Below are 24783 nucleotides of genomic sequence, written 5' to 3'. Positions count from 1 at the left end.
GCGTTCATCGGCCCTCTGTGTTTCATCAACCCTCGAGGCTCCGGACATCAGCCTCCACCGGGTTGGGGTCTCGTGGCAGTGCCAGCTCGCTGACTGTTACGCCGGTGGGCTCGCCGAGGGAACCGATCATCTCCAGGGCGGGACCTGGCTCCAAGACGTGCACATGGACCCGCCAGCGGTACCGGCCTTCCTGATCCGGAGACGGCCCCACCTGGCTCATGATCACAGAATCCCCGACCTCGTCGAGGCGCTGCCTGAGAGTGGCCGCGTCCAGCGGCGACAGGCTGATGATGCACATGACCTCCACGCCGTCGTCATCCGGCAGGTCCGCGTGGATGTGGGGGTCCTGCACGTCGTAGCCGTGCAGGCCGTCCAGCAGTTCACTCTGGAGTTCCCCGCCGAGTACCGCCGACCGCAGGCAGTCAAGGATCAGCAGCATCCCCACGCCGCCGGCGTCCACGACGTGGGCGGCCTGCAGGGCATCGAGTTGGCCCTCGGTGCGGACGACGGCCTCGAGTGCTGCCTCAACTGCGGCGTCCAGCACCAGGCCCAGGGCGTGGTTGCTGTCATTCCCGTTCTGGGCGGCGTCGACGGCGGCCGCTGCCCGGGCGGCTGCCTCCATGACCGACAGCATGGTCCCGGGCACAGGGTCGCTGAGCGCCGACCAGGCCCGGATCTGCGCCCGGTTGAGGGCCGCGGCCAGCAACGTGGCGGTGAGCCGCATGTGCCCCGACAAGGGCTCGGCGGCGGCGCACAGGAAAACCGAGAACAGTGTGCCGGAGTTTCCCCTGGCCTGCTCCATCGCGGCCTGCCCGGCTTTGGCGAGGACCGCACCGACGTCGTTCTGGGCCGGGACCAGCTGAATGCTGGCCCTCTGCGACGTTTCCGGCGGGGACTCCTGAAGCGCACGGGCCGCTGCCCGGACTGTCAGGTAAAGGTTGGTGCCGGTGTCGCCGTCGGCCACCGGGAAGATGTTGATCGCATTGAGGCGGTCACTGTGGTTCCCCAGGGCTGTTTCGGCCTTGCCCAACCACCGCTTCATCGCTTGCGCGTTGGCGGCAATCTTAGTCTGCAAAGTGATCCCATCCCACGGAGTCAGCGGGCCGTCCCGCGATCTTAACGCCCGCCGCTTCATTCGAACCGCGGGCCTGTACTGAGCCTATCCCAGTGAACCCGGGAGGCAGCTGAATGTCCGCGGGGAATGTAGCAAGCAGGCCGTGGTCCTCTCCGCCGCCCAGCACCCACGCCAACGGATCGGCCCCCAGGAGCGCGGCGGCCGGCCGCAGTGACGCGGCCAGCTGCTTCAGCTTCCCGGGATCAAGGTCCAGCACGACGTTGCTCGCAACAGCGAGCCGGGTGCCGTCCCGCACGAGCCCGTCCGAAATGTCCATCATGGCGGTGGCTCCTGATGTCCGCGCCCCTGGCCCGGCATCAAGGGGCGGCTCGGGGCGGCACTGGAGATCCAGGAACAGCCTCAGTTCCGGGGCCAGCGATGCCACAGGGTGGTTCGACTCCAGGAGTGCGAGCCCCGCAGCCGCGCAGCCGGCTTTGCCGGCAATGGCCAGAGTGTCGCCAGCCGTTGCCCCGGACCTGAGTACGGGCTGGCCTCCACTGAGGGAGCCGAGAACCGCCACAGTGACGGACAGCTCGCCCCCGCGGCCCAAATCGCCTCCGGCGACAGAGCATGATCCTGCCCCGAGCTTTCCGATGGCCGCGGCCAGCCCGTCCGCCAGGTCCTCGATCCATTCCACCGGAGTGTCGGCCGGCATGGTGAGGCTGACCACGAGCGTGGTTGCGGTGGCGCCCATGGCATTGATGTCGCTGAGGTTCTGGGCTGCCGCCTTCCACCCCACGTCGTAGCCGGTGGTCCGGTAGCCGTTGTTCCACTGGAGCCGGAAATCCTGGTCCTGTACCTGGGTGTCGATGCTGATGACAGTCCGGCCGTCCGGCACGGCAACGATGGCGGCATCATCGCCAGGACCCAGGAGAACGGCCGCGCTGTGCACGGCGTTCAGCTCCAGCCGCGGGAAGATCCGCGTGAGCAACTCGGCTTCGGACAGTTCGGCGACAGTCAGTGGTGATTGGGGCACGCCACTACGCTACCGCGACGGGACGACATTGTTTCCCGGCATGCGGGGCGCCGGTGACCTCACGGCAATTCGGGTCCTGACTCCGGGATAGGGTTAACGCATGCACTGCCGCCGCACCCCTGGATCAGCCCGAACAGCCCGAAACCTTCGGGTCCCCGGACCGGCCAGCCGGCCCGGCATCTGGTCAGTCCTGGCCGTGGCTTCAGCCGCCGCCCTTGCGCTGGGCGGCTGCTCCCCCGCCGTCGATGTTGCGCCCGCCGCCGACGCCGCGAACCCGGCCTGCGCTCCCATGATGGTGGCACTCCCGGACGCCATCGGCGATGCACGCCTCCGCAAGACGAACAGCCAGGCGACGGCCGCATGGGGTGATCCCTCCCAGGTGATCCTGCGGTGCGGAGTCAACGTACCCGGGCCCACCACGGACCGCTGTGTCAGCGTCAATGACGTCGACTGGGTCATCAAGGAGGGCAATCCCGTGTGGACATTGACCACCTTCGGCCGCGAACCGGCCACGGAAATCCTGATGGACCCGAACAAGATCAGCTCGGCGACTGTGCTGGCCGACCTCTCCGGGGCTGCCGGGAAAATCAAGGCAAGCCGCAACTGCGTTGGCCAGGAAGACCTTCAGCACCTGCCCACCAGCAAGTAGGTCCCGACAGGCTCGACCAGAGGTGGTCAAACCCCGGGGCCGGACGGGCCCGGCCAGCGGCGCGTCCTAGCGGAGACCGGTTTTGCGCTTCAGCGCCAGATAGATGAGTTCGTCGATCAGCTCCGCGTAGCTCAGCCCCGAGGCGGCCCACATCTGCGGATACATGCTCTTCGGCGTGAATCCAGGCATGGTGTTGATCTCGTTGATGATGAGCGCGCCGTCGGCGGTGTAGAAGAAGTCGACCCGGCTAAGGCCCTCGGCCCCGACTGCGTCGAATGCCACGGCGGCGAGCTCCCGCACCCGGGCTATAGCCTCCTCGGGCATAGCCGCGGGGCAGCTCAGTGCGGCGGCGTCATCCACGTACTTGGCGTTGAAGTCGTAGAACTCATGGTCACCGGCGGCCACGGAAATTTCTCCAGGCAGGGACGTCCGCGGTGCAGCGGAGCCCCGGCCTTCCAGCACGGCGCACTCGATTTCCCTGCCGACGATGCCGGCCTCGATGACGAGCTTGGGGTCGTGTTCACGGGCGGCCTCGATGGCCGCGTCGAGGTCCTCAAGGCGATCCACCTTTGAGATACCCATGGAGGATCCGGCGCGGGCGGGCTTGACGAACACGGGGTAGCCGAGCAGGTCGACACGCTTCCGCACCGATTCGGGATCGTTGCGCCACTGCCGGTCCGTCACAGCGATGTAGGGGCCAACCTGCAGTCCGGCGGCCTCGAAGACCACCTTCATGAAATGCTTGTCCATGCCCACGGCGGACGCCAGTACCCCGGCACCTACGTATCGCGTGTCGGAAAGCTCCAGGAGGCCCTGGATGGTTCCGTCCTCGCCGAACGGACCGTGCAACAGCGGGAAAACCACGTCCACCGTGCCGAGTTCCTGCGGCACCTCGTTGGGCGAGGCCACGATAAGCTGGTGCTCCCCGCCGATTTCGGCGAGTGTCACGGTCTGGGACGACGGCGCAACCTCTGGCAGGGAGGTCGACGAAAGTGACCACTGCCCGGTGTCCCCCGCAGCAAGAACCCACTGCCCGGACTTGGCAATCCCGATGGGAATGACGTCGTATTTGTTGCGGTCGATTGCGCCCAGCACCCCGGCTGCCGTGACGCAGCTGACGGCGTGTTCACTCGAACGCCCGCCGAAGAGCACCGCAACGCGGGGCCTGCTCGTCTGGGCGTTGTCCGCTGCGGTCAAGTTTTCTTCCGACACTGTCAGTAATCGCCTTCGGATTTAAGTTCCCGGGCCAGCAGTAGCGGCCCCAGTTGGTCAACGGACAATTTTCCGGCCAGCACGGCGACGACGGCTGCCGTGATGGGCATCTCGACGCCGAGCTTACCGGCAAGTTCATGGACAGCCTGCCCGGACTTGATGCCCTCGGCCGTCTGGGTCATCTTTTCGGCGACTTCATCCAGGGTGAGTCCCTGGCCGAGAAGCCGGCCGGCAGTGTGGTTCCGGGACAGCGGCGACGAGCAGGTGGCCACGAGGTCCCCCAACCCGGCGAGTCCCGCCATGGTTTGTGCTTCGCCGCCCAGAGCCAGAGCCAGGCGGGAGGTCTCCGCAAGTCCTCTGGTGATCACCGACGCTTTGGTGTTATCGCCCATCTGTTTGCCCTCGCAGATTCCCACCGCCAGGGCTATGACGTTCTTGACGATGCCGCCGATCTCGACGCCCACAATGTCCGAGGTGGTGTAAGGGCGGAAATACGGAGAGGTGCAGCTCCTGGCGATCCAGCCGGCGACCGCGGAGTCGGGACACGCCACGACCGAGGCCGTAGGTTCCTCCCGGGCGATTTCCATGGCTAGATTGGGCCCGGACACCACGGCAATGCGGTTGGCGGGGATATCCAGCTCCTGGCCGATGACTTCGCTCATGCGGGCGTCGGTGCTGAGTTCGAGGCCCTTCATGAGGGACACCACCAGGGCGTCCGCCTCCAGCAGGGGCTTCCATTCGCGCAGCTGCAGGCGCAGCGACTGCGCCGGAACGGCGAGGACCACGAGGTCTGCTCCGGCGAGCACCTCGGCCACGTCGGTGGACGCCGTGATGCTCGGCGGAAGTTCGACGTCGGCGAGGTATTGCGGGTTGCGGTGGTACCGGTTAATTTGCTCTACGACTTCCGCGCGCCGGCCCCAAAGCCGGATGCGGCGGTCGACGCCCGAGCCTGTGGCGGCGTCGGCGAGGATCTTGGCGAACGTGGTTCCCCACGAGCCTGCGCCGAGGACCGCCACCGACACCGCGGCACCGGGCCGGGCCCGCTCAGGCGTCATTGTCCGCCCCGTTCCACGTCGCGGCCGTGCTTCGTCTGGTTGTGCGCAGCCGGGTCCCAGCGTTTGGCGGGGGGCTGCTCAGCGCGGAGTTCAGCCAGAAGGCCGGTGACTGCATCCATGATGGCCTCGGTGGCCTCCGTCAGGGTGGCTTTGTCCCTGGGCCGGCCCTCGAAGCGGGAAAGATCCACGGGATCGCCAATCAGGATCCTGGAAGTTTTCCGCGGAAAAAGATGGAAACGCTTGGCATACCGGGGGAAGACCTCGTGGGCGCCCCAGTGGGCCATGGGCACGACGGGGATACCTCCTTCGAGTGCAAGCCGGGCAGCGCCCGTGTGGCCCTTCATGGGCCAGAGGTCCGGATCCCGCGTCAGCGTGCCCTCCGGGTAGATGACAATCGCCCCGCCCTCTGCCACGATCTCCTGGGCGAGCTGCAGGGAGCGGTTGGCACCCGCCGTCGAGCGTTCCACCGGAATCTGCTTGACGGCGTGGAGCAGCTTACCGAGGACCGGCACCTTGAAGAGGCCTGCCTTGGCGAGGAAGTGCGGGGCGCGCTTCTGGTTGTAAAGCATGTGCCCGACGACCAGCGGATCGATCTCGGTGCAGTGGTTGGGTGCCGCAATGAAACCGCCGGCGGGAAGTTTTTCTGTGCCTTCCCATTTCTTGTTCATCATCAGTGTCAGGAGGGGCCGCGCAATCCCGGCGATGATCACGAACGTGATGTGGCTCTTGGCCGATTCCTTCACAGGGGCACACTACTTCGCAGCAGTGATGTCGAAATCGGCGCCCAGGCCTGCGAGCTTTTCATTGAAGCGCTCATAGCCGCGGTTAATGATGTCCATACCCGTCACCCGGGACGTGCCGGTGGCGGCCAGGGCTGCGATGAGGTGGCTGAAGCCGCCCCGCAGGTCCGGAACATCGATGTCGGTGCCCTTGAGCTGCGTCGGGCCGGAGATGACGGCTGAGTGGAGGAAGTTCCGCTGCCCGAAACGGCACGGGACGCTGCCCAGGCATTCCCGGTGGACCTGGATGCTGGCTCCCATCCGGATCAGGGCGTCGGTGAAGCCGAATCGGTTCTCGTACACGGTCTCGTGCACGATCGAAACGCCCTCGGCCTGCGTCAGTGCGACAACAAGTGGCTGCTGCCAGTCCGTCATGAAGCCCGGGTGGACGTCGGTTTCGAGCACCAGCGGGCTCAGCTTGCCGCCGCGGTGGTAGAACCGGATGCCGTCGTCGCCGATGTCCATGCCGCCGCCCACCTTGCGGAAGGTGTTCAGGAAGGTCATCATGTCGCGCTGGGAAGCGCCTTCAACGAAGATGTCGCCGCGGGTGACCAGGGCAGCGGAAGCCCAGGACGCAGATTCGTTGCGGTCAGAGAGTGCCCGGTGGTTGTAGCCGCCCAGGTCCCGGACACCTTCAATGCGGATGGTGCGGTCCGTCTGGACGCTGATGATGGCGCCCATCTTCTGCAGCACAGCGATGAGGTCCACGATCTCGGGCTCGGTAGCCGCGCCGGAGAGTTCGGTGATGCCTTCGGCGCGCGTGGCACTCAGGAGGACCTGCTCCGTAGCGCCCACTGAGGGGTACGGCAGGGAGATTTTGGCGCCGTGGAGTCCCTTGGGCGCGGAGATGTGGATGCCGCCCGGGCGCTTCTCCACGACGGCGCCGAACTGGCGCAGCACGTTCAGGTGGTAGTCGATCGGGCGGTCGCCGATCTTGCAGCCGCCGAGATCGGGGATGAAAGCCTCACCGATGGCGTGGATCAGGGGGCCGCACAGCAGGATCGGGATGCGTGAGTCACCGGCGTGGGCGTCAATGGCCGTGCTCGGCGCCGTCTTGGCGTCCTTCGGATCCAGGGTGAGATCACCGGTCACGGGATCCTTCTCCACGGTGACCCCGTGGAGCTGGAGCAGGCTGGTGACAACCTCGACGTCCTTGATTTCCGGAACGTTCCGGAGCACCGAAGGCTCATTGCCCAGCAGCGCCGCCACCATGGCCTTGGGCACAAGGTTCTTTGCACCGCGGACCTTGACACGGCCAGTTAGCGGGACGCCTCCGCGGATTGTCAGAACACTACTCATTTACCGGTTTCCTCACGACTACTCGTCCCCAAATCCTTACAAAGGCACCAGCTAAGCATATGAGCTTGCGTTACCGAACCGAAATACGGCCCCTTGTGAAAGCCGTCTCCGCGGGACCTGCGGCCGGGCACTGCGGGGCCAGGGAGTGGATCCACAGGGGGCTCAATACAGTATTCACCCGTATGGGCCCGGCAACGGAAAGGCCCGCCGCAGATTCGTGCGACGGGCCTCCGACTGGGTAACAGGACCTACGAAAGCCTGGCCGGCAGGGTCTTCGGCTTGAAGGCCGGCCGGGTGGCCTCGTAGGTGGTGATGTCTTCCTCGTGCTGCAGCGTCAGGCCGATGTCGTCGAAGCCCTCGAGCAGGCGCCACCGCGTGTAATCGTCGATCGAGAATGGAGCAACCACGTTCCCGCAGATGACGGTCTTGGACACGAGGTCCACGGTCACCTCGGTGCCGGGGGCGTTCTCGAGTGCCTTCCAGATCAGTTCGATGTCATCTTGCGCCAGTTCGGCAGCCAGGAGTCCCTGCTTGCCCGAGTTGCCGCGGAAGATATCGGCGAACCGGGAGGACAGCACGGTCTTGAAGCCGTAGTCCTTGAGCGCCCAGACTGCGTGCTCGCGGGAGGAGCCGGTCCCGAAGTCGGGCCCGGCCACCAGCACGGAGCCGGCGTTGAAGGGTGCCTGGTTCAGGATGAACGCCGGGTCTTTCCGCCAGGCCGAAAACAGTGCATCCTCGAAGCCCGTGCGGGTGATCCGCTTGAGGTAGACCGCCGGAATGATCTGGTCGGTGTCAACATTGCTCTGGCGCAGCGGGACGCCGATTCCGGTGTGGGTGGTGAACTTTTCCATGGGGCCTTCCTAGGCTGCGTCGGTCGTCTGGAGGGCGGCGGATTCCGGGGCCGGATCGAGGTCCGACGGCGAGCTCAGCGTTCCGCGCACTGCCGTGGCAGCTGCCACCACAGGCGACACCAGGTGGGTTCGTCCGCCTTTGCCCTGGCGCCCTTCAAAGTTGCGGTTGGACGTGGATGCGCAGCGCTCCCCCGGCTCAAGCTGGTCCGGGTTCATGCCCAGGCACATGGAACATCCGGCGAAGCGCCATTCTGCACCGAAATCCTTGAACACCCGGTCCAGGCCCTCGGCTTCCGCTTCCAGACGGACGCGGGCCGAGCCCGGCACCACGAGCATGCGGACCTTGGGATCCTTCTCGCGGCCGCGGATGATGTCAGCCGCGGCCCGGAGGTCCTCGATGCGGGAGTTCGTGCAGGAACCCAGGAAGACCGTGTCCACCCGGATGTCCTTCATGCGTGTCCCTGCCTCCAGGCCCATGTACTGCAGCGCACGTTCGGCTGCCGCCTTGGCGTTCTCATCGCCGAAGTCGTTGGGGGAAGGGACCTTGTCCGACAGCGGGACGCCCTGGCCGGGGTTGGTGCCCCAGGTGACGAACGGCTCGAGCGTGTCGGCGTTGAGGTCCACCTGGGCATCGAAGACGGCGTCATCGTCGCTGCGCAGGGTGGACCAGTATGCGACGGCGGCATCCCAGTCGGCACCTTCCGGTGCGTGCGGGCGGCCCTTCATGTATGCGTAGGTGGTTTCGTCCGGAGCGACCAGGCCGGCGCGCGCCCCTGCCTCGATGGACATGTTGCAGATGGTCATCCGCGCTTCCATGGACAGTGCCCGGATGGCCGATCCGCGGTACTCCAGGACGTAGCCCTGGCCACCGCCGGTGCCGATCTTGGCGATCACTGCAAGGATGATGTCCTTGGCTGTGACGCCGGGACGGAGGGTGCCCTCGACATTGATGGCCATGGTCTTGAACGGCTTCAGGGACAGGGTCTGGGTGGCCATGACGTGCTCCACCTCGGACGTGCCGATGCCCATGGCCAGCGCGCCGAAGGCGCCGTGGGTTGAGGTGTGCGAATCGCCGCAGACCACGGTCATGCCGGGCTGGGTCAGGCCAAGCTGGGGACCCACCACGTGCACGATGCCCTGTTCGGCGTCGCCCAGAGAGTGCAGGCGCACCCCGAACTCTTGGCAGTTGTTGCGCAGCGTCTGGATCTGCGTCCGGCTCGTGAGGTCGGCAATTGGCTTGTCGATGTCCAGCGTGGGAGTGTTGTGGTCCTCCGTGGCGATGGTGAGGTCCGGGCGGCGCAGCTTGCGGCCGGCCAGGCGGAGCCCTTCAAAGGCCTGCGGGGACGTCACCTCGTGGACGAGGTGAAGGTCGATGTACAGAAGGTCCGGCTGGGCGTTGGCGCCGTCGCCGTCGCCTTTGCGCACCACGTGCGCGTCCCAGACTTTCTCGGCCAATGTGTTTGCCATGGCCATCTCCCTTCACTGCTGTTGGCTGTTACTTCCACTGAAGCAGCAGAGCCGTGCAATAAGCCAGTCAAAAGATTTGCATCTCAGATAATGAGACGGCAATATCATTACATGGACAATTCTAGTGGAGTCGGTGTCATTGATAAAGCGGCCCAGGTGCTTGACGCGCTCGAGGCCGGACCCACGACTCTGGCACAGCTCGTTGCTGCCACGGGACTGGCAAGGCCCACCGTGCACCGGCTCGCATTGGCGCTGGTTCACCACCGCCTGGTAAGCCGCGACATCCAGGGCCGGTTTGTTCTCGGCAGCCGCCTCGTGGAGCTTGCCTCGGCCGCCGGCGAGGACCGGCTCATCGCCTCAGCGGGTCCGGTCCTGATGCAGCTGCGAGACGCCACGGGCGAAAGCGCCCAGATCTTCCGCCGCCAGGGCGACTGGCGCGTCTGCGTCGCCTCTGCCGAGCGGCCCATCGGCCTCCGCGACACCATCCCTGTTGGCACTCAGCTGTCCATGAAGGCGGGTTCCGCCGCCCAGGTCCTGCTCGCATGGGAGGACCATGACCGCCTGCTGGAAGGACTCCAGTCTGCGCGATTTACGCCCACCGTTTTGGCGGGAGTACGACGGCGGGGCTGGGGTCAGAGCCTCGGTGAACGGGAGCCGGGAGTCGCCTCGGTTTCGGCGCCCGTCCGCGGTCCCTCCGGCCGTGTAATCGCCGCCGTCTCCATCTCCGGCCCCATCGAGCGGCTCACCCGCCAGCCCGGCCGCCTGCACGCCGAGGTGGTCTGCAACGCAGCCCGGGTCCTGACGGAAGCGCTCCGCAAGAACAACGACTAGGGCGAGTGCCGGGTTAGTCCACCTTGGGCCGGATATCGCAGGCTTCCTGCCCTCGGAACAGCACGGCGCTCGTGGGGCTTGGCCAGCTATTGGAAACTCTCTTAGCTGGTACCGGCCCCGACCCTAAATTGTCTGTGCCCCTTGGCAGACTGTGTTTATGGATGGAGATGGGGAATCGCACCTGACGAAGGCAGCGCTGCCATGCGGCTGCGCTCTTCCCCGGGGCGATTTTCCCGGCGCCGATTTCCCGGACGCCGGGTTCCCGGACGCTGTTTTTCCCTTCGACGCGTTTCCACTCGACCCTTTCCCTGATGACGGGTTTCCAGACGCCACTTTTCCAGAGGATCCTTTTCCCGATGCCTCATCTGCAGACCCTGCCTTTGCCGGGGCCGCGTTTGAAGACGACGCCGAGTCGGACACCGCCGGCTCGAATACCGTTGCGTCCAGCTCCGCTTCGAGCTGTGCCAGCGTGCAGGACCTGATCGCGGCGGCGGGTTCGCTGCGTCTCAGCGCGGACAGTGCCAGGCTGATCGATCAGCTGGCAGGCCTGGAAGACCTCAAATGCGTCATCGCCGGGCTGCAGGTCCGGATTGCCGTGGCCTTTGATGCCGCCCAGCGCCGGGGCCAGGCCCGGGCAGGGGCCCCGGCCGCGGAATGGGGCCAGGGCGTGGCCGCGGAGATCGCCCTCGCCCGCCGCGAATCCCCCAACCGGGGCAGCCGGCTGCTCGGCTTCGCGAAGGCACTCGTGACCGAGATGCCGCACACCCTGGCCGCCCTGGACAGCGGCCAGCTCAACGAATGGCGCGCCACCCTGCTCGTCAAAGAAAACGGCATGCCTGTCCCATACCGACCGGTGCGCCGTCGACGACGAACGTGCGCCTCCGCCCGGCACCGGACACCATGACCTACCTGCTGCCCGTCGCGCAGGGCGTCGCCGTGCACGCCGCGCTCAGCCGGCGTGCCGACACCCTCCGCTCCGACGGCGACGGCCGGTCACGTGGCCAGATCATGGCCGACGCCCTGGTAGAACGCACCACCGGCACCCCCGGAGGCATCACCGGCATCGAGATCCAGCTGATCATGACCGACCGCTCCCTCCTCCAGGGCAACAGCGAACCAGCCCGCCTTCCCGGGTACGGCACCGTCCCCGCCGGCTGGGCCCGCAACCTCCTCACCCGGGGCCAAGGGCAACAACTGGGCCAGCCAGGGCGCGGTCGGGAGGACGATCCCACAACGGGTGACGGCCCAGACCCGGGCCGGCGGGCGGACTCTGGGCACAGTGCAGTTTTCGATGTCTGGCTCCGCCGGCTCTACACCGCCCCCGGGATGGGCGACCTTGTCGGCATGGATACGCGGGCGCGCATGTTCCCGCCGGGGCTGCGGCGCTTCATCCAGGCCCGCGATGACACCTGCCGCACCCCCTTTTGCGACGCGCCGATCCGCCACCATGACCATGTCGTACCGTGGCACACCGGCGGGACCACCAGCCTCGGAAACGGGGCCGGGCTGTGCGAAGCCTGCAACCACACCAAAGAACTCCCAGGATGGAAAGCCCAACCCAGCCCCGGTCCCCGGCACACGATCGAACTCCGGACCCCCACCGGCCACAGCTATCACTCCACGGCACCTCCGCTGCCCGGAACCACGCCGTCCGGAACCAGCCTGCCCCGAAAAGTCAGCCAAACCCGCCTGATCAATTCGCGCAACCAACAAGCCTGCGGCGGGCATACCGGCGTCGCAGAATAGGACCACCGGCGGCGCACGCCCCTGTCAGCCACAACCGGCAGTATTGTGAGCGCATGACCAGCTACGCAGTGTTCCTTCGCGGCATCAACGTGGGCGGCATCAACATCAAGATGGCGGACCTCAAGGAAGCCCTGAAGGCGTCCCCATTCACCGGTGTGAAGACGCTACTGGCCAGCGGCAACGTCGTGCTGGCCAGTGACCTTGCTCCCGGAGCCGTCAAAAAGGAATTCGAGGCGGCACTGAGGCAATCCTTCGGCTATGACGCCTGGGTTGTGGTGCTGACGTCCTCCCGTGTTGCCGAACTGGTTGCAGCCTGTCGCTATCCGGCGGACGACAAAACCACCCACACGTACCTCACTCTGACCTCGGATACCGCCGCACTGGACGAGCTGGTCGCCGCCGCGGAGGCACTGGGCGGCGGCGAAGGGGTCGGCGTGGAGCAGGAGAGGCTGGGCCCGGAGGCCCTGGCCTGGCTGGCACCGGCGGGCGGTACCCTGGACAGCCCCTTCAGCAAGCTGACGGCCAAGCCGAAGTACAAGGTTTCCACCACAACCCGCAACCTCCGCACCATGGTCAAGGTCCGGGATGCTGCAGCCGCACTCCAGGACGCCGGGGCCTAAAAGCCACCCTGGCGTCGGGTCATCTGCTGGCGGCCCTGACCGCTGCGTTGAAGGCCTTTAGCCGGCTGATTTCGGTTTCCACGGGCTCCACCACATGTTTCGCCGCGACCTGCACTACGGCTGCTTTGAGGCGCTTGCGCGCTGACGCCGCCCGGGCACGGGCCGCGCCGGCGGTAATGAATTTCGCGGTGATCGCCAGGAGGATGCCCAGCGCCGCGCCGCCGGCAATCATGAGGGTGGGAATAGGCCAGCCCTCCACGCGGGGCACCTCCGGGATCGGCAACTGCAAATAGCCGAGGACCGCGAGCAGGCCAAGCCACCCCAGTCCGCCCACGGCCGTCAGCAGCGCCAGCCACTGGACCACGTTGAAAACGCCCCACCACCAGGATCTCCGTCCCGCTCTCAAGTCGGCACCGGCGATGGCCTGGTCCAAAGCATCCGGGAGCCTGTCCCTCCCCTGCCGGGCTGCGTTCCGGATCGACGCCCGCCACGGGCCCGGTGCGCCGTCGCTCGCGGCGTCGGCAAAGTCACGGACCGCGGCGTCCGTTCTGGCCCGTTCCGGGGCACCTGCGGGAGGCAGCGAGGTCCTGTTCACCTCGGCACTGGTACCGCGGCGCAGGTTCAGGCGCCGGAGCGGGTCCGGCCGGAACCGGACCAGCCACCTTGTCACCGGCCAGCCTGTGCGCCGGGTGGACTCTTGCCGGTATGAGCGGCCTACGGCATCGACGACCAGCGGGACGTTGGCCGCGATCGCTAACTCCTCCGCCAGCCGCGCCTTCGATCCGCCCTTCACGCCGGCTGCCTCGCCGGTCCCGGACGCATCCTGCAGCCGTGCGGACGCCCTTGAGACATCCGCGGAGAGCCTCAGTGACAGGGCCGCCCGCTGCGCCGCCACGTGGCCGATCGCCGCCCGGACTTTGTCCACCCCGGCCCCGGTAAGGGCCGAAGCCCCCAGAACCTGGACCTTGCCGAGCCCGTCGCGGACGAGGATGCCCCTGAGCGACTCCAGGACCGGCTGCACATCGGCGTCGGGGAGCCGGTCGATCTGGTTCAGCACCACAAGGGTCACGGCGCCGTGTGACGCCAACGGGGCCAGAAAGTCATTGTGGACGGCGGCGTCGGCGTACTTTTGCGGATCCAGCACCCACACCAGGACGTCAACCATACCCACCAGCCGCTGCACGGTCTCGCGGTTTGCGGCCCTCGTCGAATCGAAGTCCGGCAGGTCAAGAAGTATGAGCCCGCTTGATTCGTCCGCGAATCCCTCCACTGGCACAGCGTGATGGCGCTGGCGCACCTCCAGCCAGTCAAGCAGCGTCTCGCTGCCGTCCGCTCCCCAGACACTCGCCAAAGGTTCCGAGGTAGTGGGCCGGCGGGCGGCCGCCGTCGCGATTTCTGCCCCGTGGACGGCATTGAAAAGGGTTGACTTACCGCTTCCCGTTGCCCCAAAAAATCCCACGACGGTATGGTCGGCGGAAAGTGACCGCCGCGAACTGGCGCGCTCCAGGACCTGGAACGCCTCATCCAACGCCTCAGCCGGCAGGACCCCTTGGGCCAGCTCGCGGGCATTGTTCAATGCTTCAAGGCGGCTTTGGAGCTGCGTTGCTTCCTTGACCACGCTGTGGCGGCTCATGCGGCGCCCGCCAGCCGGGCCAAAGACCGGGCATGGCCGGCAAGTACTTCGGCCGATGCGCCGCCGTCAAATGCCAGCCGGTCCAGGAAGCGCTGCTGTTCACCCTGCAGCAACGTCTGGCAGCGGGAGTGGAGATCTTCTCGGGCGGTCTGGGCGAGACGGCGTACGGCGTCCTCGCCGAAGAAGGCCTCAAGCAGCCTCTGACCGACGACGGCGGTCCCGCCCGCCACGCCGATCTCAAGTCCGGTCAGGCCTGCAGTCATGGAAAAGACCACAATCATCAGCGCGGCGCCGAGGCCGTTGATGCCGAACGACAGCCACCTGGCCTGCGTCCGCTTGCCCTGGCCCTCGGTCCGGATCAGTTCCATCAGACTCTCCTGCCAGGCCCGGATTTCCGCGGCCACCTCGGCTGCAAACCCGGGGCTGGTTCCGGAGAGGTCGTCCGTGCCCAGCAACTGTCGCCCCGCAGGATCCGAGCGCCAGCGCTGGTCCGTGTCCTCCGCCGCGTTGGCGGCTTCATCGACGATGACTGCCTGCAGCCCCGTTTCGATGGCGGTTTCCACCTTGATGGCCGGAGCTGGTTCACCGCGGAAAAATGCCCCCATGCGGTCCCGGAACCGTCCGATGTTCTGCTCCAGGCTCCGGAAGAACTCTCCCGTGCCCACGAAGTCCTGCCAGCGGGCCAGCACCTCACCGCGCAGGAGCGCGCCGTCCTTCGTGGCGTTGAGGATCCGGGTCACAGCGTCCTTGTAGGCGGCCCGGGCGTCGTCGCGGAGAATCTCCGCGGCGCGGCTCTGTTCCCCCGAGGCCTCAGCCACGCGGTGGACGCGCTGGCCCAGGGCCTGGACGGTTCCGTTGAGCGTGCGTCGGGCAATCTCTGCCCGCCCGGCGGCGTCGGCGGCGAGATTTCCAAGCCACGTCTTGAGCGGTTCAACGGCGGCCGCGGGCAGCATGCCGAACCGGTCCAGGGAAACTTCCGGAATGACGAACAGTCCGGCTTCGCCGAGCCCCTCCCGGGCAAGCATGGCGAGCAGGTCTTGGCTGACCTCGGCCTCGGCCGCCGGGGGGACCCGGTCGAGGACCACGGCGACCATGATGTCCCGCGACGCTGCGTTGAGCAGCAGCTTCCAAGGGACTGCATCTGCATAGCGGTTGGCGGTGGTCACAAAAATCCAGAGGTCGGCCGCCGCCAGCAACTGGTTGGCCAGCTTACGGTTGTCATCTGAGATGGAATCGATGTCCGGCGCGTCCAGGAGCGCAATTCCCTGCGGCACGGCGGGGTCTCCCACCAGGACCAGCGACGAGATCGAGGCTGCGTCCGGCGTGGGACCGGCCTGATTGGCAGGCACCTGGGTGGAGACCACCGAGCCCCGGATGCGGCTAAGGCTTGGCAAAACGCGCTGGTCCTCAAACCAGGCAGCATCTCCGGGGTGGTGCAGGAGTATGGGCTGGCGTGTAGTGGGGCGGATGGCTCCGGCACGCGTGACGGGGTGGCCAACGAGCGCGTTCACGAGGGTAGATTTGCCCGCACCGGTAGAACCTCCGACGACGGCCAGCAGCGGAGCGTCGAGGCTCCGGTACCGCGGGAGGATGTAGTCATCGAGTTGGGCTACCGAATTGCGGATCTCCAACCTTGCCTGCTCCACGCCGGGAAGCGCCAGCGGCAGCGATACTGAAGCCAGGTCGCTGTGAACGGACTCCAGGAGCGCGACCGCGCCAGCTGACTGCTCTACTGGCTTCTGGCTCTGGGGCGGCCTGTCAGGCCGCGGAGGCTCGGTGAAGGAGGTCACAGCATCATCATGCCAGTTTGGGGAATTTTGCGGGTCAGGCATGGCCGGAGCGCTGGCCGGCCAGTCAAATCGATCCGCCAGGCACATGGGGCCGGTTAAACAGATCAGGCCCCGGGCTGCTGCCCGGAGCCTGATCATTGGTGACCCCAGCGGGATTCGAACCCGCGTTACCGCCGTGAGAGGGCAGCGTACTAGGCCGCTATACGATGGGGCCGCGTACTTTCCAACTAGCATTTCTGCCGGCCAGCCAAGTGATTCTTTCATACACTCGGCTTGTGTTTCAAATTGACGATTCTCTTTGAAACTCCCGAAAATCTGCGGAACACCGCGGATTTTTCAGAGCTGGGATACCAGGACTCGAACCTAGAATGACGGTACCAGAAACCGTAGTGTTGCCAATTACACCATATCCCAATGGAACTTTCGGGCCGGTTCAGCAGGACCAATCCTGCGCTCCGAGCGCCTCAGCACGAGTAATTACTTTACCCGAGAGTTTTGCCCGGCACAAATCGAGCGGACGGACCCTCCAAGAACGGCGCTAAGCGGCCCGTTTCGGTGGCACCGGGACCTCCGTGGCAGGAAAATCCTTGCCAAGCCGGGGAAAATAAGTTTACGCTCGGTAAGTTACCGCCGAGTAACAGCCCCTCCCCCGCCCCCATGCTGGCCGAGTTGCAGCCTTTTTTGATTGTTAGCTGCATCACAGCCCCGGGAGTGCCCGGCAGCAAAGCCGCCGCCGGAAACCCGTCGAGAGGAATTATCCGTGCCACAGAGCCGTGCCACCATGCCCAGCAAAACCCGAACCCGGGCCCAACAGCTTGCCGTCGCCATCCTGGCGCTTCTGCTCATGGCGCTGCTGGGGTTCTACACCGTCGTGACGGGACGCGTCGCAGACGGTTCGGCCAGGTTGCAGGACGGGGCAGAAAGGGCGTCAGCCGGCGCGGAGCAGCTGAAAGCGGGTGCTGGCAGGCTTTCCGGCGGTGCCGGACAGGCCAATGCAGGGTCCGTCAAACTTTCTGAGGGCGCGGAAAAGATCTACACCGGCATCAGCGGCAAACTGGCGCCGGGGGCCAACAGGCTCGAAACCGGTGCCGGCCAGCTCGCCGCAGGTGCCGTCAAGATCGAAACGGATGTCAACAACAAGCTCGCCCCTGGCGTCTACAAGGTGGATGACGGTGCCCACAAGCTTGCGGCCGGATCCGTGCAGTTGTCCGCAGCCCTGACGCAGACCCCGGCGGGGAATGCCCCGAATAACCTGGCCGACGGCGCCACCAGGCTTGACGGCGGTGCAGGGCAGCTGGCGGCGGGAACCGGTGAACTTGCTGCCGGCACGGACAAGTTGGAGGCCGGCACCGTGCAACTCAAGGGCTACCGGGGTGCGAACAACGATCCCGCGGCAGGTACCGGAACGGCGGCGCTGGCACAGGCCTTGGAGCTGCTGGAGTCCGCGGCGTCGGATCCCGTCCAGGGGCTGGTTCCGTTGTCTGTGGTCAAGGACAAGATCGCCAAGATCCGGGCGGGGGCACAGAAGCTGGACGCCGGAGCCTCGCAGCTGCAGGCAGGCGCGGAACAGCTCAACGCCGGCGCGGCACGTCTGGATGCGGGGGCAGGGCAGCTTCACGCCGGAACGGGAAAGCTGACCGCTGGGTTCAGCACGCTGGCAGGCAGGCTGAACAGCACGGATCCGAACAACCCCGGCGTCGTGATGGGCACCCGTCTCCTCGCGGAAGGAACGGCCAAGCTCCGAGTCGGGATGGACGGTGTGCCGGGAGACCCTGCCCATCCGGGGTTGCTCAAAGCCACCGCCAGGATCACGCAGGGAAGCTCGCGGCTCGCCGCGGGAACCTCGGCGCTCAACGCCGGCATCAAAGGCGACCCCACAAATCCCGGCAGCCAGGGGTTGCTCAGCGGGTCCAGGGCACTCGCTGCCGGGGCCTCGAAGCTCTCGGACGGCAACACCAGGCTTGCAGCCGGCTCCACCCGGCTTGCAAGCGGAGCGGCCAAGCTCGCCGATGGCAACACCAGGCTTGCAGCCGGCTCCACCCGGCTTGCAAGCGGAGCGGCCAAGCTCGCCGATGGCAACGCCCGGATCGCCGAAGGCACGGGCACGCTCCACTCAGCCATCGCCGCGGTTTCGCCGTCGAACCATGTTGGCCAGTCCGATGCCGCGATGGCCGTGGCGCTGGTGGGAGTCCTTAGCCTCGGCTCGGTCGCTGCCTACCTCATCCTGAGGAACCGGGGACTGCGAATCCAGGCGCTCCGAAACCGGGCGTTCCGAAACCCGGCGCGAAACAGCCTGCCGTTGCAGGAGAGCCCTTAGTCCCTGGCCAGCAGCTCCAGCAGGGTGCCGACCTCGTGCCCCTGAAAGCCCGGGGCGGCCTCCCCGGTGCGGTTCAGCCACACGCCCAGCAGTCCTGCCGCCGTCGATCCTTCAGCGTCGAGCAGGCGGTTGTCCCCGACATACAGCGTGCTGTCCGCGGAGCTGTCCAGAAGCCGCACGCCCTCCAGGTAGATTGCCGGATCCGGCTTGGGCACCCCCACGGTATCTGTGCCCACCAGAACGCGGATCCGTTCAAGCCCGGCACTGTCGAGCTTGACGCGCTGGTAGTCATGCACGTTGTTGCTCACCGCCCCGTAGGGTATGCCGGCAGCGTCCAGCGCATCCAGGAGGGGTACGACGTCCTCGAACGCCCTGACGTAGCTGGGCTGCAGGCGCGAATAGGAACTGAGCCAGTTGCGGGATTCCTCACCTTCGCCCAGGTCGACGCCGAAATGGCCCAGCGCCGCCCGGCCCCGGAGCAGCCGCTGCTCATTGAAGGTCAGTTCGCCGGCCAGGTAGCGGTCGTAGTAGTGCGTGGTTTCGTGGGTGAAGATCCTGCCGAACTTCTCCCACCCGGCCTGGTCCAGGCCGGGCAGGAGATGTTCGCTGACATCGCGCAGCGCGGTGGTCATGGCGAAGCCCAGGTCAACCAGGGTGTCGTCGATGTCGAAAAGAACGCCTCCCACCGCGCCGAACCGGCGGTCCAGGACGGCTCGCTGCATGGATTCGGTCGCTTCCACGGCCGCCGGCCGGGACATCAGCCGCGGAAGGCGCGCAGCCGCGCCAGCGACGATTCCTTGCCCAGGATCACCATGGACTCGAACAGCGGCGGTGAGATTCTGCGCCCGGAGATGGCCGTGCGCACTGGCCCGAATGCCAGCCTCGGCTTGATGCCAAGGTCCTCCACGAGGGCCTGCTTCAAGGCGGTCTGGATGTTCTCAGCGTTCCAGTCGTCGATGGGCTCGAGCGCCGCCACGGCAGCGTCGAGAACCTCCTGGAGGTTCTGGGGCAGTCCCTTGCGGGCGTCGTCCGCGACGTCGATCGCGTCGTCCTTCTTGAACAGGAAGGCGAGCATTTCCGGAGCTTCACCCAGCAGGGAGATGCGCTCCTGGATCAGCGGGGCAGCCTCGGCGAGGATCTCCTCCTGCCGTTCACTCAGGCTCTCCCCGACGAATCCAGAGGCCCTGAGGTACGGGACCAGGCGTCCGCGGAAGTCCTCCGGGTCGAGCATGCGGATATGCGTGCCGTTGATGGCTTCGGCCTTCTTGATGTCGAAGCGGGCCGGGTTGGCGAGTACGTCGTTGACGTCGAAGTGCTCGATCAGCTGCTCCACCGTGAAGATGTCCTCGTCGGCGGACAGGCTCCAGCCCAGCAGCGAGAGGTAGTTCAGCAGGCCTTCGGGGATGAAGCCACGGTCCCGGAGCAGGAACAGGTTGGACTGCGGATCGCGCTTGGAGAGCTTCTTGTTGCCCTCTCCCATGACGTACGGAAGGTGGCCGAAGACCGGCATGTAGCTGGCGACGCCGATGTCCATGAGCGCGCGGATCAGCACCACCTGACGGGGCGTGGAGGACAGCAGGTCCTCACCGCGGAGGACGTGCGTGATGCCCATCAGGGCGTCGTCGACCGGGTTGACCAGCGTGTACAGCGGGGAACCGTCGGCGCGGACAATGACATAGTCCGGGATGCTGCCGGCCTTGAAGGTGATCTCGCCACGGACCATGTCGGTGAAGGTGACGTCCTCATCCGGCATCCGGACGCGGAGCACGGGCTTGCGGCCCTCGGCCTGGAACGCCGCCAGCTGCTCCTCGGAGAGCTCACGGTCGAAGTTGTCATAGCCCAGCTTGGGATCGCGGCCGGCTGCCCGGTGGCGGGCTTCGACCTCCTCCGGCGAGGAGTAGCACTCGTAGGCGTATCCGGCGTCGATCAGCTTGGCCACGACGTCCTTGTAGAGGTCCAGACGCTGCGACTGGCGGTAGGGCTCGTGCGGACCCCCGACTTCCACGCCTTCTTCCCAGGAGATGCCGAGCCACTTCAGGGCCTCCAGCAGCTGCTGGTAGCTCTCCTCCGAGTCGCGCGCGGCGTCCGTGTCCTCGATGCGGAACACGAATGTGCCCTTGGTGTGCCGGGCGTGGGCCCAGTTAAAGAGGGCCGTGCGGATCAGGCCGACGTGCGGGGTGCCGGTGGGTGACGGGCAGAACCGGACGCGGACGGGAGTGTCGGCAGTGACTTCACGCGTGACTTCGAGGGGGGCAGAGCCGGGGACGGCGTTGGGCGCAGAAGGAGTAGTCATAGTGACTCCAACTTTACCGCCTGCCCGATCACGGATTTCGACGCAGGCTCCGGTGCGCACATCCGCTACGAAAACTGACGGCCGCACCGTGGATCCACGGTGCGGCCGTCCGAAATCGGAGCGAAAAGCAGTTAGCGGCGGACTATCGGGTTGGACAGCCTGCCGATGCCCTCGATTTCCACCTCGTACCGGTCACCGGCCTGCACGAGGTCGACGCCGGCCGGGGTGCCGGTCATGATGACGTCGCCGGGGAGGAGGGTAAACGCGCTCGAGACGATGGAAACAAGTTCCCGGACGCCGCGGATCATCTGGCTGGTGCTGCCGTCCTGGCGGAGTTCGCCGTTGAGCCACCCCTTGATGGACAGGTCCTCGGGGTCCAGTTCGGTTTCGATCCAGGGCCCCAGCGGCGCGGAGGTGTCGAACCCCTTGGCGCGGGCCCACTGCAGGTCGGTCTTCTGAACGTCCCGGGCGGTGAGGTCATTGCCGCAGGTGTACCCGAAGATGACGTCGTCCGCGCGTTCTTCCGGAACGTCCTTGCAGATCCGGCCGATGACGACGCAGAGCTCGGCCTCGTAGGAGACTTCATCGGAGAACTCCGGCAGCACGATGGGATCGTTCGGGCCTACCACCGAGGTGTTGGGCTTGAGGAACAGCAGGGGCTGCTGCGGCACTTCGTTGCCGAGCTCGCGGGCGTGCTCCACGAAATTCCTGCCCACGCCGATGACCTTGCTGCGGGGAATGATGGGTGCGAGCAGGCGGACGTCCTCCAGCTTGTGGCGGACGTGCGTGCGTTCCACGCCGTTGAAGAACGGGTCGCCGTTGATGACAGTAATTTCCTCACTGCCGGACTGGCCTTCAACAACGCCGTAGAGGGGATCAGAATCGACTACAAACCGGGCAATACGCATGGTTCCAAGCCTACAGTCTTGGTTCGGCTCCCTCGTCGCGTCCCGCCGTCAGGTCCGGTCGTGCAGGGTGCGCAGATACTCCAGCTGGGCAGCCACCGAATTCTCGGCCGCGCGCCGCACTGCCGGATCGACGTCGGCATAGACAACATCCGTGACCTCCGCGACTCCGGCCTTCCCGCCCAAGCCGGCGAGGGCCGCCCGGATCTGGCTGAGCCGGTCCAGGCGGTGGCTGCGGTAGTCCCGGACCACGGCGTCGAGTGCCGGAAGGACCGGACCATGCGCAGGCAGCACGGTGGCTGGCCCCAGCAGTTCCAGCCGGTCGAGGGAAGACAGGTAGTCATCCAGACGGCCGTCCGGGTGGTCCAGAACGGTAGTCCCGCGGCCCAGGATCGTGTCGCCGGTGAGCACGGAACCGGCCGGCCCGTCGAGGGGCAGGTGGAAGCAGACCGAATCGGAGGTGTGGCCCGGGGTGGCGACCACCCGGACTTCGGTTCCGGCAACTGCGATGGTCTCACCGGGCCGGAGCGGCGCGGCCCCGATGCAGTGCGCCGGGTCGGCCGCGCGGACGGGCGCACCCGTCAGTTCGTGGAGGCGTGCCGCCCCGGCGGTGTGGTCCGCATGGCGGTGGGTGATCAGGATCAGTTCCACGGAACCAGCAGCGGCCAGCGCCTGGAGGTGCGCCTCGTCGAGCGGGCCAGGGTCCACCACAGCGGTCCCTGGATGGCCCCCTGCACTAATAAGGTACGAATTGGTGCCGTCCAGGCTCATGGGCCCGGGGTTCGGGGCCAGGTGGAACCTGGTCAGCGGGCTGCTGGCTTTGAGGGCTGGCGTGATGTCCGGATTCACAGTCCCATTCTTGCATTTCCGGGAAACGCCGACGGCGGGCGGCCGGTTCAGTGCCGCAACGGCACCACCCCGGCCACCCGCCGTCGTACGTACAAAAGCGTCAGGCGAGCCGGGTCAGCCAGCCGTGGGTGTCGGCGACCTTGCCCGTCTGGATGCCGAGCAGCTGCTCGCGGATGGCCATGGTGGTTTCGCCAGCCTTGGCGTCCTCCGAACCGATGAACTCCGTGTCGTCCTTAAGGACGCCGATGGGTGTGATGACGGCGGCGGTGCCGCAGGCGAAAACCTCGGTGATGTCACCGGAGGCCACGCCGTCACGCCATTCATCCAGCGTGATCTTGCGCTCTGCGACTTCGCGGCCCATGTCCTTGGCCACCTGCATGACGGACATCCGCGTGACGCCCTCAAGAATGGTTCCGGTCAGGGCGGGCGTGACCAGCGAGCCGTCCTTCATCACGAAGAACACGTTCATGCCGCCCAGTTCCTCTACCGCGTTGTCGTTGAACTGGTCGAGGAACAGCACCTGCTTGCAGCCGTGGGCCTCAGCTTCCTGCTGCGCGATCAGCGACGCCGCGTAGTTGCCGCCACACTTCGCGGCGCCGGTACCGCCGCGGCCTGCGCGGGCGTACTGTCGCGAGATCCAGATGGAAACGGGCTTCAGCTCGCCGCCGAAGTAGTTGCCTGCCGGCGACGCGATGACCCGGAAGGACACCTCGCGGGCGGCGCGGACGCCCAGGAATGCCTCGGTGGCGATCATGAAGGGACGCAGGTAAAGGGCCTCGCCGTCGCCGGCCGGGACCCATTCCTTGTCCGCGGCCACGAGTTCACGGATGGCACCCAGGAAGTACTCGGCCGGAATCTCCGGCAGGGCCAGGCGGCGGGCGGACTGGTTCATGCGCGCGGCGTTGGCCTCGGGCCGGAAGGTCCAGATGGTGCCGTCGGCGTGCCGGTAGGCCTTGAGCCCTTCGAAGATCTCCTGCCCGTAGTGCAGGACGGCTGCCGAGGGGTCAAGCATGATGGGCCCGTAGGCCTCAATCCGGGCATCGCGCCAGCCGCCCTGTCCGTTTTCATCGACGCTGTAGTCAACGATCGCGGTGTGGTCGGTGAAGTAGTTGCCGAAACCCGGGTTCGCCAGGATGGCTGCACGCTCTTCAGCAGACTTCGGGGTGGCCGACGGCTGCTGGGTGAATTCGACGCCATGGGCAGTCTGAGTCATGGTTCCTCCACTGTCGGCTGCCTGGCATGTGAACGTGGTTCAGCATCGGACCACGGCAGCATTTTGGTCATTCAGGTCAAGCTTACGCCTGCTGGACGGGGCTAAACGGCAGCGGCAATGGCGTCGCCAATGGCGCTGGTGGTCCGCGCTTCGCCGTTGCGGCTTTCGACGTCGGCCACCACCGCGGTCTCGATCTTGCGTGCCGCGTCGGAGAAGCCCAAATGGTCCAGCAGCAGCGCCGCCGACAGGATGGCGGCCGTGGGGTCCGCCTTCTGCTGCCCGGCAATGTCCGGAGCGGATCCGTGAACCGGTTCAAACATGGACGGGGCCGTCCGGTCCATGTTGATGTTGCCGGATGCTGCCAGTCCGATGCCGCCGGTGATGGCCGCAGCGAGGTCCGTGATGATGTCGCCGAAGAGGTTGTCCGTGACGATCACGTCGAAGCGTGAGGGGTCGGTGACCATGAAAATCGTGGCGGCGTCGATGTGCAGGTAGTCGTGGCTGACTTCGGGGAATTCCTCGGCGACGGCTTCCACCGTGCGCTTCCACAGGTGCCCGGCGTACACCAGGACGTTGTGCTTGTGGACCAGGGTCAGCTTCTTGCGCGGGCGCTCGCTGGCGCGCCGGAACGCATCGCGCACCACGCGCTCCACGCCATGCGCGGTGTTCAGCGAGACTTCCGTGGCCACCTCATGGCGGGTGCCGGCACGCAGGGTGCCGCCGTTGCCCACATAGGGGCCTTCGGTGCCTTCCCGGACCACGATGAAATCAATGGCTCCAGGGGCGGACAGCGGGCTGCCCACGCCGCCGTAGAGCCTGGAGGGACGCAGGTTGACGAAGTGGTCAAGGCTGAACCGCAGCTTGAGGAGCATCTCGCGCTCGATGATGCCGGAGGGGATCCGGGTGTCCCCGGGGGCGGCGCCGACCGCGCCGAACAGGATGGCGTCGCGGGTCCGCAGGTCCTCGAGCACGGACTCCGGAAGTGTCTCGCCGGTCTCCAGCCAGTGCTGCGCACCGAGCTTGTAGTGGGTCTGCTCGAGGGTGACGCCTTCGGCGGCGACCACTTTTTCGAGGACCTTGATGGCTTCGGCGATGACCTCGGGGCCAATGCCGTCACCGGGGATGACAGCGAGATTGATCGTTGATGCGCTCATGTTTTCAGGGTAGCCAAGCCATCCACATTC

At 66.5% G+C, this 24783-nt stretch carries 20 protein-coding genes, 2 tRNA genes and 1 pseudogene; 5 read left to right on the top strand and 18 right to left on the bottom strand.

Features of this window, described 5'->3' with window-relative positions; all coding sequences use genetic code 11:
* Positions 1-25: 25 nt before the first annotated feature.
* Positions 26-1042 carry a DAK2 domain-containing protein gene (locus AC1DD3_RS01990; protein ID WP_476880860.1) on the bottom strand — a complete coding sequence of 339 codons (1017 nt, stop codon included), beginning with the start codon at positions 1040-1042 and terminating at the stop codon, positions 26-28.
* 22 nt (positions 1043-1064) lie between these two features.
* On the bottom strand, positions 1065-2090 hold the full coding sequence (locus AC1DD3_RS01985; RefSeq protein WP_476880841.1) for a thiamine-phosphate kinase: 1026 nt from the start codon (positions 2088-2090) through the stop codon (positions 1065-1067).
* Positions 2091-2190: 100 nt separating this feature from the next.
* On the opposite strand from AC1DD3_RS01985, the gene AC1DD3_RS01980 reads away from it, so the two are divergent.
* The gene (locus AC1DD3_RS01980) at positions 2191-2739 is read left to right on the top strand and encodes a DUF3515 family protein (protein WP_476880840.1); all 549 of its coding nucleotides are present in this window, start codon (positions 2191-2193) and stop codon (positions 2737-2739) included.
* Between the two features lie 66 nt (positions 2740-2805).
* Here the strand turns inward: AC1DD3_RS01980 and AC1DD3_RS01975 are convergent, their stop codons facing one another.
* From AC1DD3_RS01975 to leuC, 6 genes are all read right to left on the bottom strand, one after another.
* The gene (locus AC1DD3_RS01975; protein ID WP_230116827.1) at positions 2806-3951 is read right to left on the bottom strand and encodes a D-alanine--D-alanine ligase family protein; all 1146 of its coding nucleotides are present in this window, start codon (positions 3949-3951) and stop codon (positions 2806-2808) included.
* Positions 3952-3953: 2 nt separating this feature from the next.
* On the bottom strand, positions 3954-5006 hold the full coding sequence (locus tag AC1DD3_RS01970) for an NAD(P)H-dependent glycerol-3-phosphate dehydrogenase (RefSeq protein WP_230116828.1): 1053 nt from the start codon (positions 5004-5006) through the stop codon (positions 3954-3956).
* Positions 5003-5749, bottom strand: coding sequence for a lysophospholipid acyltransferase family protein (locus tag AC1DD3_RS01965; protein ID WP_230116829.1), 747 nt, complete (start codon positions 5747-5749; stop codon positions 5003-5005). Before AC1DD3_RS01965 ends, AC1DD3_RS01970 begins: the two co-directional genes overlap by 4 nt.
* Before the next feature lie 9 nt (positions 5750-5758).
* Positions 5759-7084: a UDP-N-acetylglucosamine 1-carboxyvinyltransferase gene (murA, locus tag AC1DD3_RS01960; RefSeq protein ID WP_230116830.1), complete on the bottom strand. Its 1326-nt coding sequence runs from the start codon at positions 7082-7084 to the stop codon at positions 5759-5761.
* Positions 7085-7332: 248 nt separating this feature from the next.
* Positions 7333-7935, bottom strand: coding sequence for a 3-isopropylmalate dehydratase small subunit (gene leuD / locus AC1DD3_RS01955; protein WP_230116831.1), 603 nt, complete (start codon positions 7933-7935; stop codon positions 7333-7335).
* Positions 7936-7944: 9 nt separating this feature from the next.
* A complete protein-coding gene (leuC, locus tag AC1DD3_RS01950; protein ID WP_230116832.1) occupies positions 7945-9402 on the bottom strand; it encodes a 3-isopropylmalate dehydratase large subunit in 1458 nt (485 codons plus the stop codon).
* Between the two features lie 111 nt (positions 9403-9513).
* Between leuC and AC1DD3_RS01945 the strand changes: the two genes are divergently transcribed.
* From AC1DD3_RS01945 to AC1DD3_RS01935, 3 genes and pseudogenes are all read left to right on the top strand, one after another.
* A complete protein-coding gene (locus AC1DD3_RS01945; RefSeq protein WP_043420062.1) occupies positions 9514-10233 on the top strand; it encodes an IclR family transcriptional regulator in 720 nt (239 codons plus the stop codon).
* A 469-nt stretch (positions 10234-10702) separates the two neighbouring features.
* Positions 10703-11979: pseudogene (locus AC1DD3_RS01940) on the top strand (HNH endonuclease).
* A gap of 53 nt (positions 11980-12032) precedes the next feature.
* Entirely contained in the window at positions 12033-12599 is a 567-nt protein-coding gene (locus AC1DD3_RS01935; protein WP_230116833.1) for a DUF1697 domain-containing protein, read from the top strand.
* Between the two features lie 19 nt (positions 12600-12618).
* Here the strand turns inward: AC1DD3_RS01935 and AC1DD3_RS01930 are convergent, their stop codons facing one another.
* From AC1DD3_RS01930 to AC1DD3_RS01915, 4 genes are all read right to left on the bottom strand, one after another.
* Positions 12619-14232, bottom strand: coding sequence for a GTPase (locus AC1DD3_RS01930; RefSeq protein WP_230116834.1), 1614 nt, complete (start codon positions 14230-14232; stop codon positions 12619-12621).
* Complete coding sequence (locus tag AC1DD3_RS01925) at positions 14229-16022, bottom strand: dynamin family protein (protein ID WP_476880839.1); 1794 nt, start codon at positions 16020-16022, stop codon at positions 14229-14231. Before AC1DD3_RS01925 ends, AC1DD3_RS01930 begins: the two co-directional genes overlap by 4 nt.
* A gap of 138 nt (positions 16023-16160) precedes the next feature.
* Positions 16161-16236: transfer RNA gene (locus AC1DD3_RS01920), tRNA-Glu, on the bottom strand.
* Between the two features lie 128 nt (positions 16237-16364).
* Positions 16365-16436 (bottom strand) — tRNA-Gln (locus AC1DD3_RS01915).
* Between the two features lie 346 nt (positions 16437-16782).
* On the opposite strand from AC1DD3_RS01915, the gene AC1DD3_RS01910 reads away from it, so the two are divergent.
* A complete protein-coding gene (locus AC1DD3_RS01910) occupies positions 16783-18339 on the top strand; it encodes a hypothetical protein (RefSeq protein ID WP_476880838.1) in 1557 nt (518 codons plus the stop codon).
* Here AC1DD3_RS01910 and AC1DD3_RS01905 read toward each other — a convergent pair.
* The 6 genes from AC1DD3_RS01905 to AC1DD3_RS01880 form a co-directional block, all read right to left on the bottom strand.
* A complete protein-coding gene (locus tag AC1DD3_RS01905) occupies positions 18336-19061 on the bottom strand; it encodes an HAD family hydrolase (RefSeq protein ID WP_230116837.1) in 726 nt (241 codons plus the stop codon). The genes AC1DD3_RS01910 and AC1DD3_RS01905 overlap by 4 nt on opposite strands.
* A 35-nt stretch (positions 19062-19096) precedes the next feature.
* A complete protein-coding gene (gene gltX / locus AC1DD3_RS01900; protein ID WP_230116838.1) occupies positions 19097-20632 on the bottom strand; it encodes a glutamate--tRNA ligase in 1536 nt (511 codons plus the stop codon).
* A gap of 131 nt (positions 20633-20763) precedes the next feature.
* Positions 20764-21540: a fumarylacetoacetate hydrolase family protein gene (locus tag AC1DD3_RS01895; protein ID WP_230116839.1), complete on the bottom strand. Its 777-nt coding sequence runs from the start codon at positions 21538-21540 to the stop codon at positions 20764-20766.
* Positions 21541-21588: 48 nt separating this feature from the next.
* A complete protein-coding gene (locus AC1DD3_RS01890) occupies positions 21589-22386 on the bottom strand; it encodes an MBL fold metallo-hydrolase (protein WP_476880837.1) in 798 nt (265 codons plus the stop codon).
* Between the two features lie 100 nt (positions 22387-22486).
* Positions 22487-23599 carry a branched-chain amino acid aminotransferase gene (locus tag AC1DD3_RS01885; RefSeq protein WP_230116841.1) on the bottom strand — a complete coding sequence of 371 codons (1113 nt, stop codon included), beginning with the start codon at positions 23597-23599 and terminating at the stop codon, positions 22487-22489.
* 101 nt (positions 23600-23700) lie between these two features.
* The gene (locus tag AC1DD3_RS01880) at positions 23701-24753 is read right to left on the bottom strand and encodes a 3-isopropylmalate dehydrogenase (RefSeq protein WP_230116842.1); all 1053 of its coding nucleotides are present in this window, start codon (positions 24751-24753) and stop codon (positions 23701-23703) included.
* Positions 24754-24783: the final 30 nt, after the last annotated feature.

It is taken from the genome of Arthrobacter sp. 05T444 (genome assembly GCF_056395905.1).
Note: the sequence above shows the minus strand (reverse complement) of the source record. Positions and strands in the feature narration are given on the sequence as shown.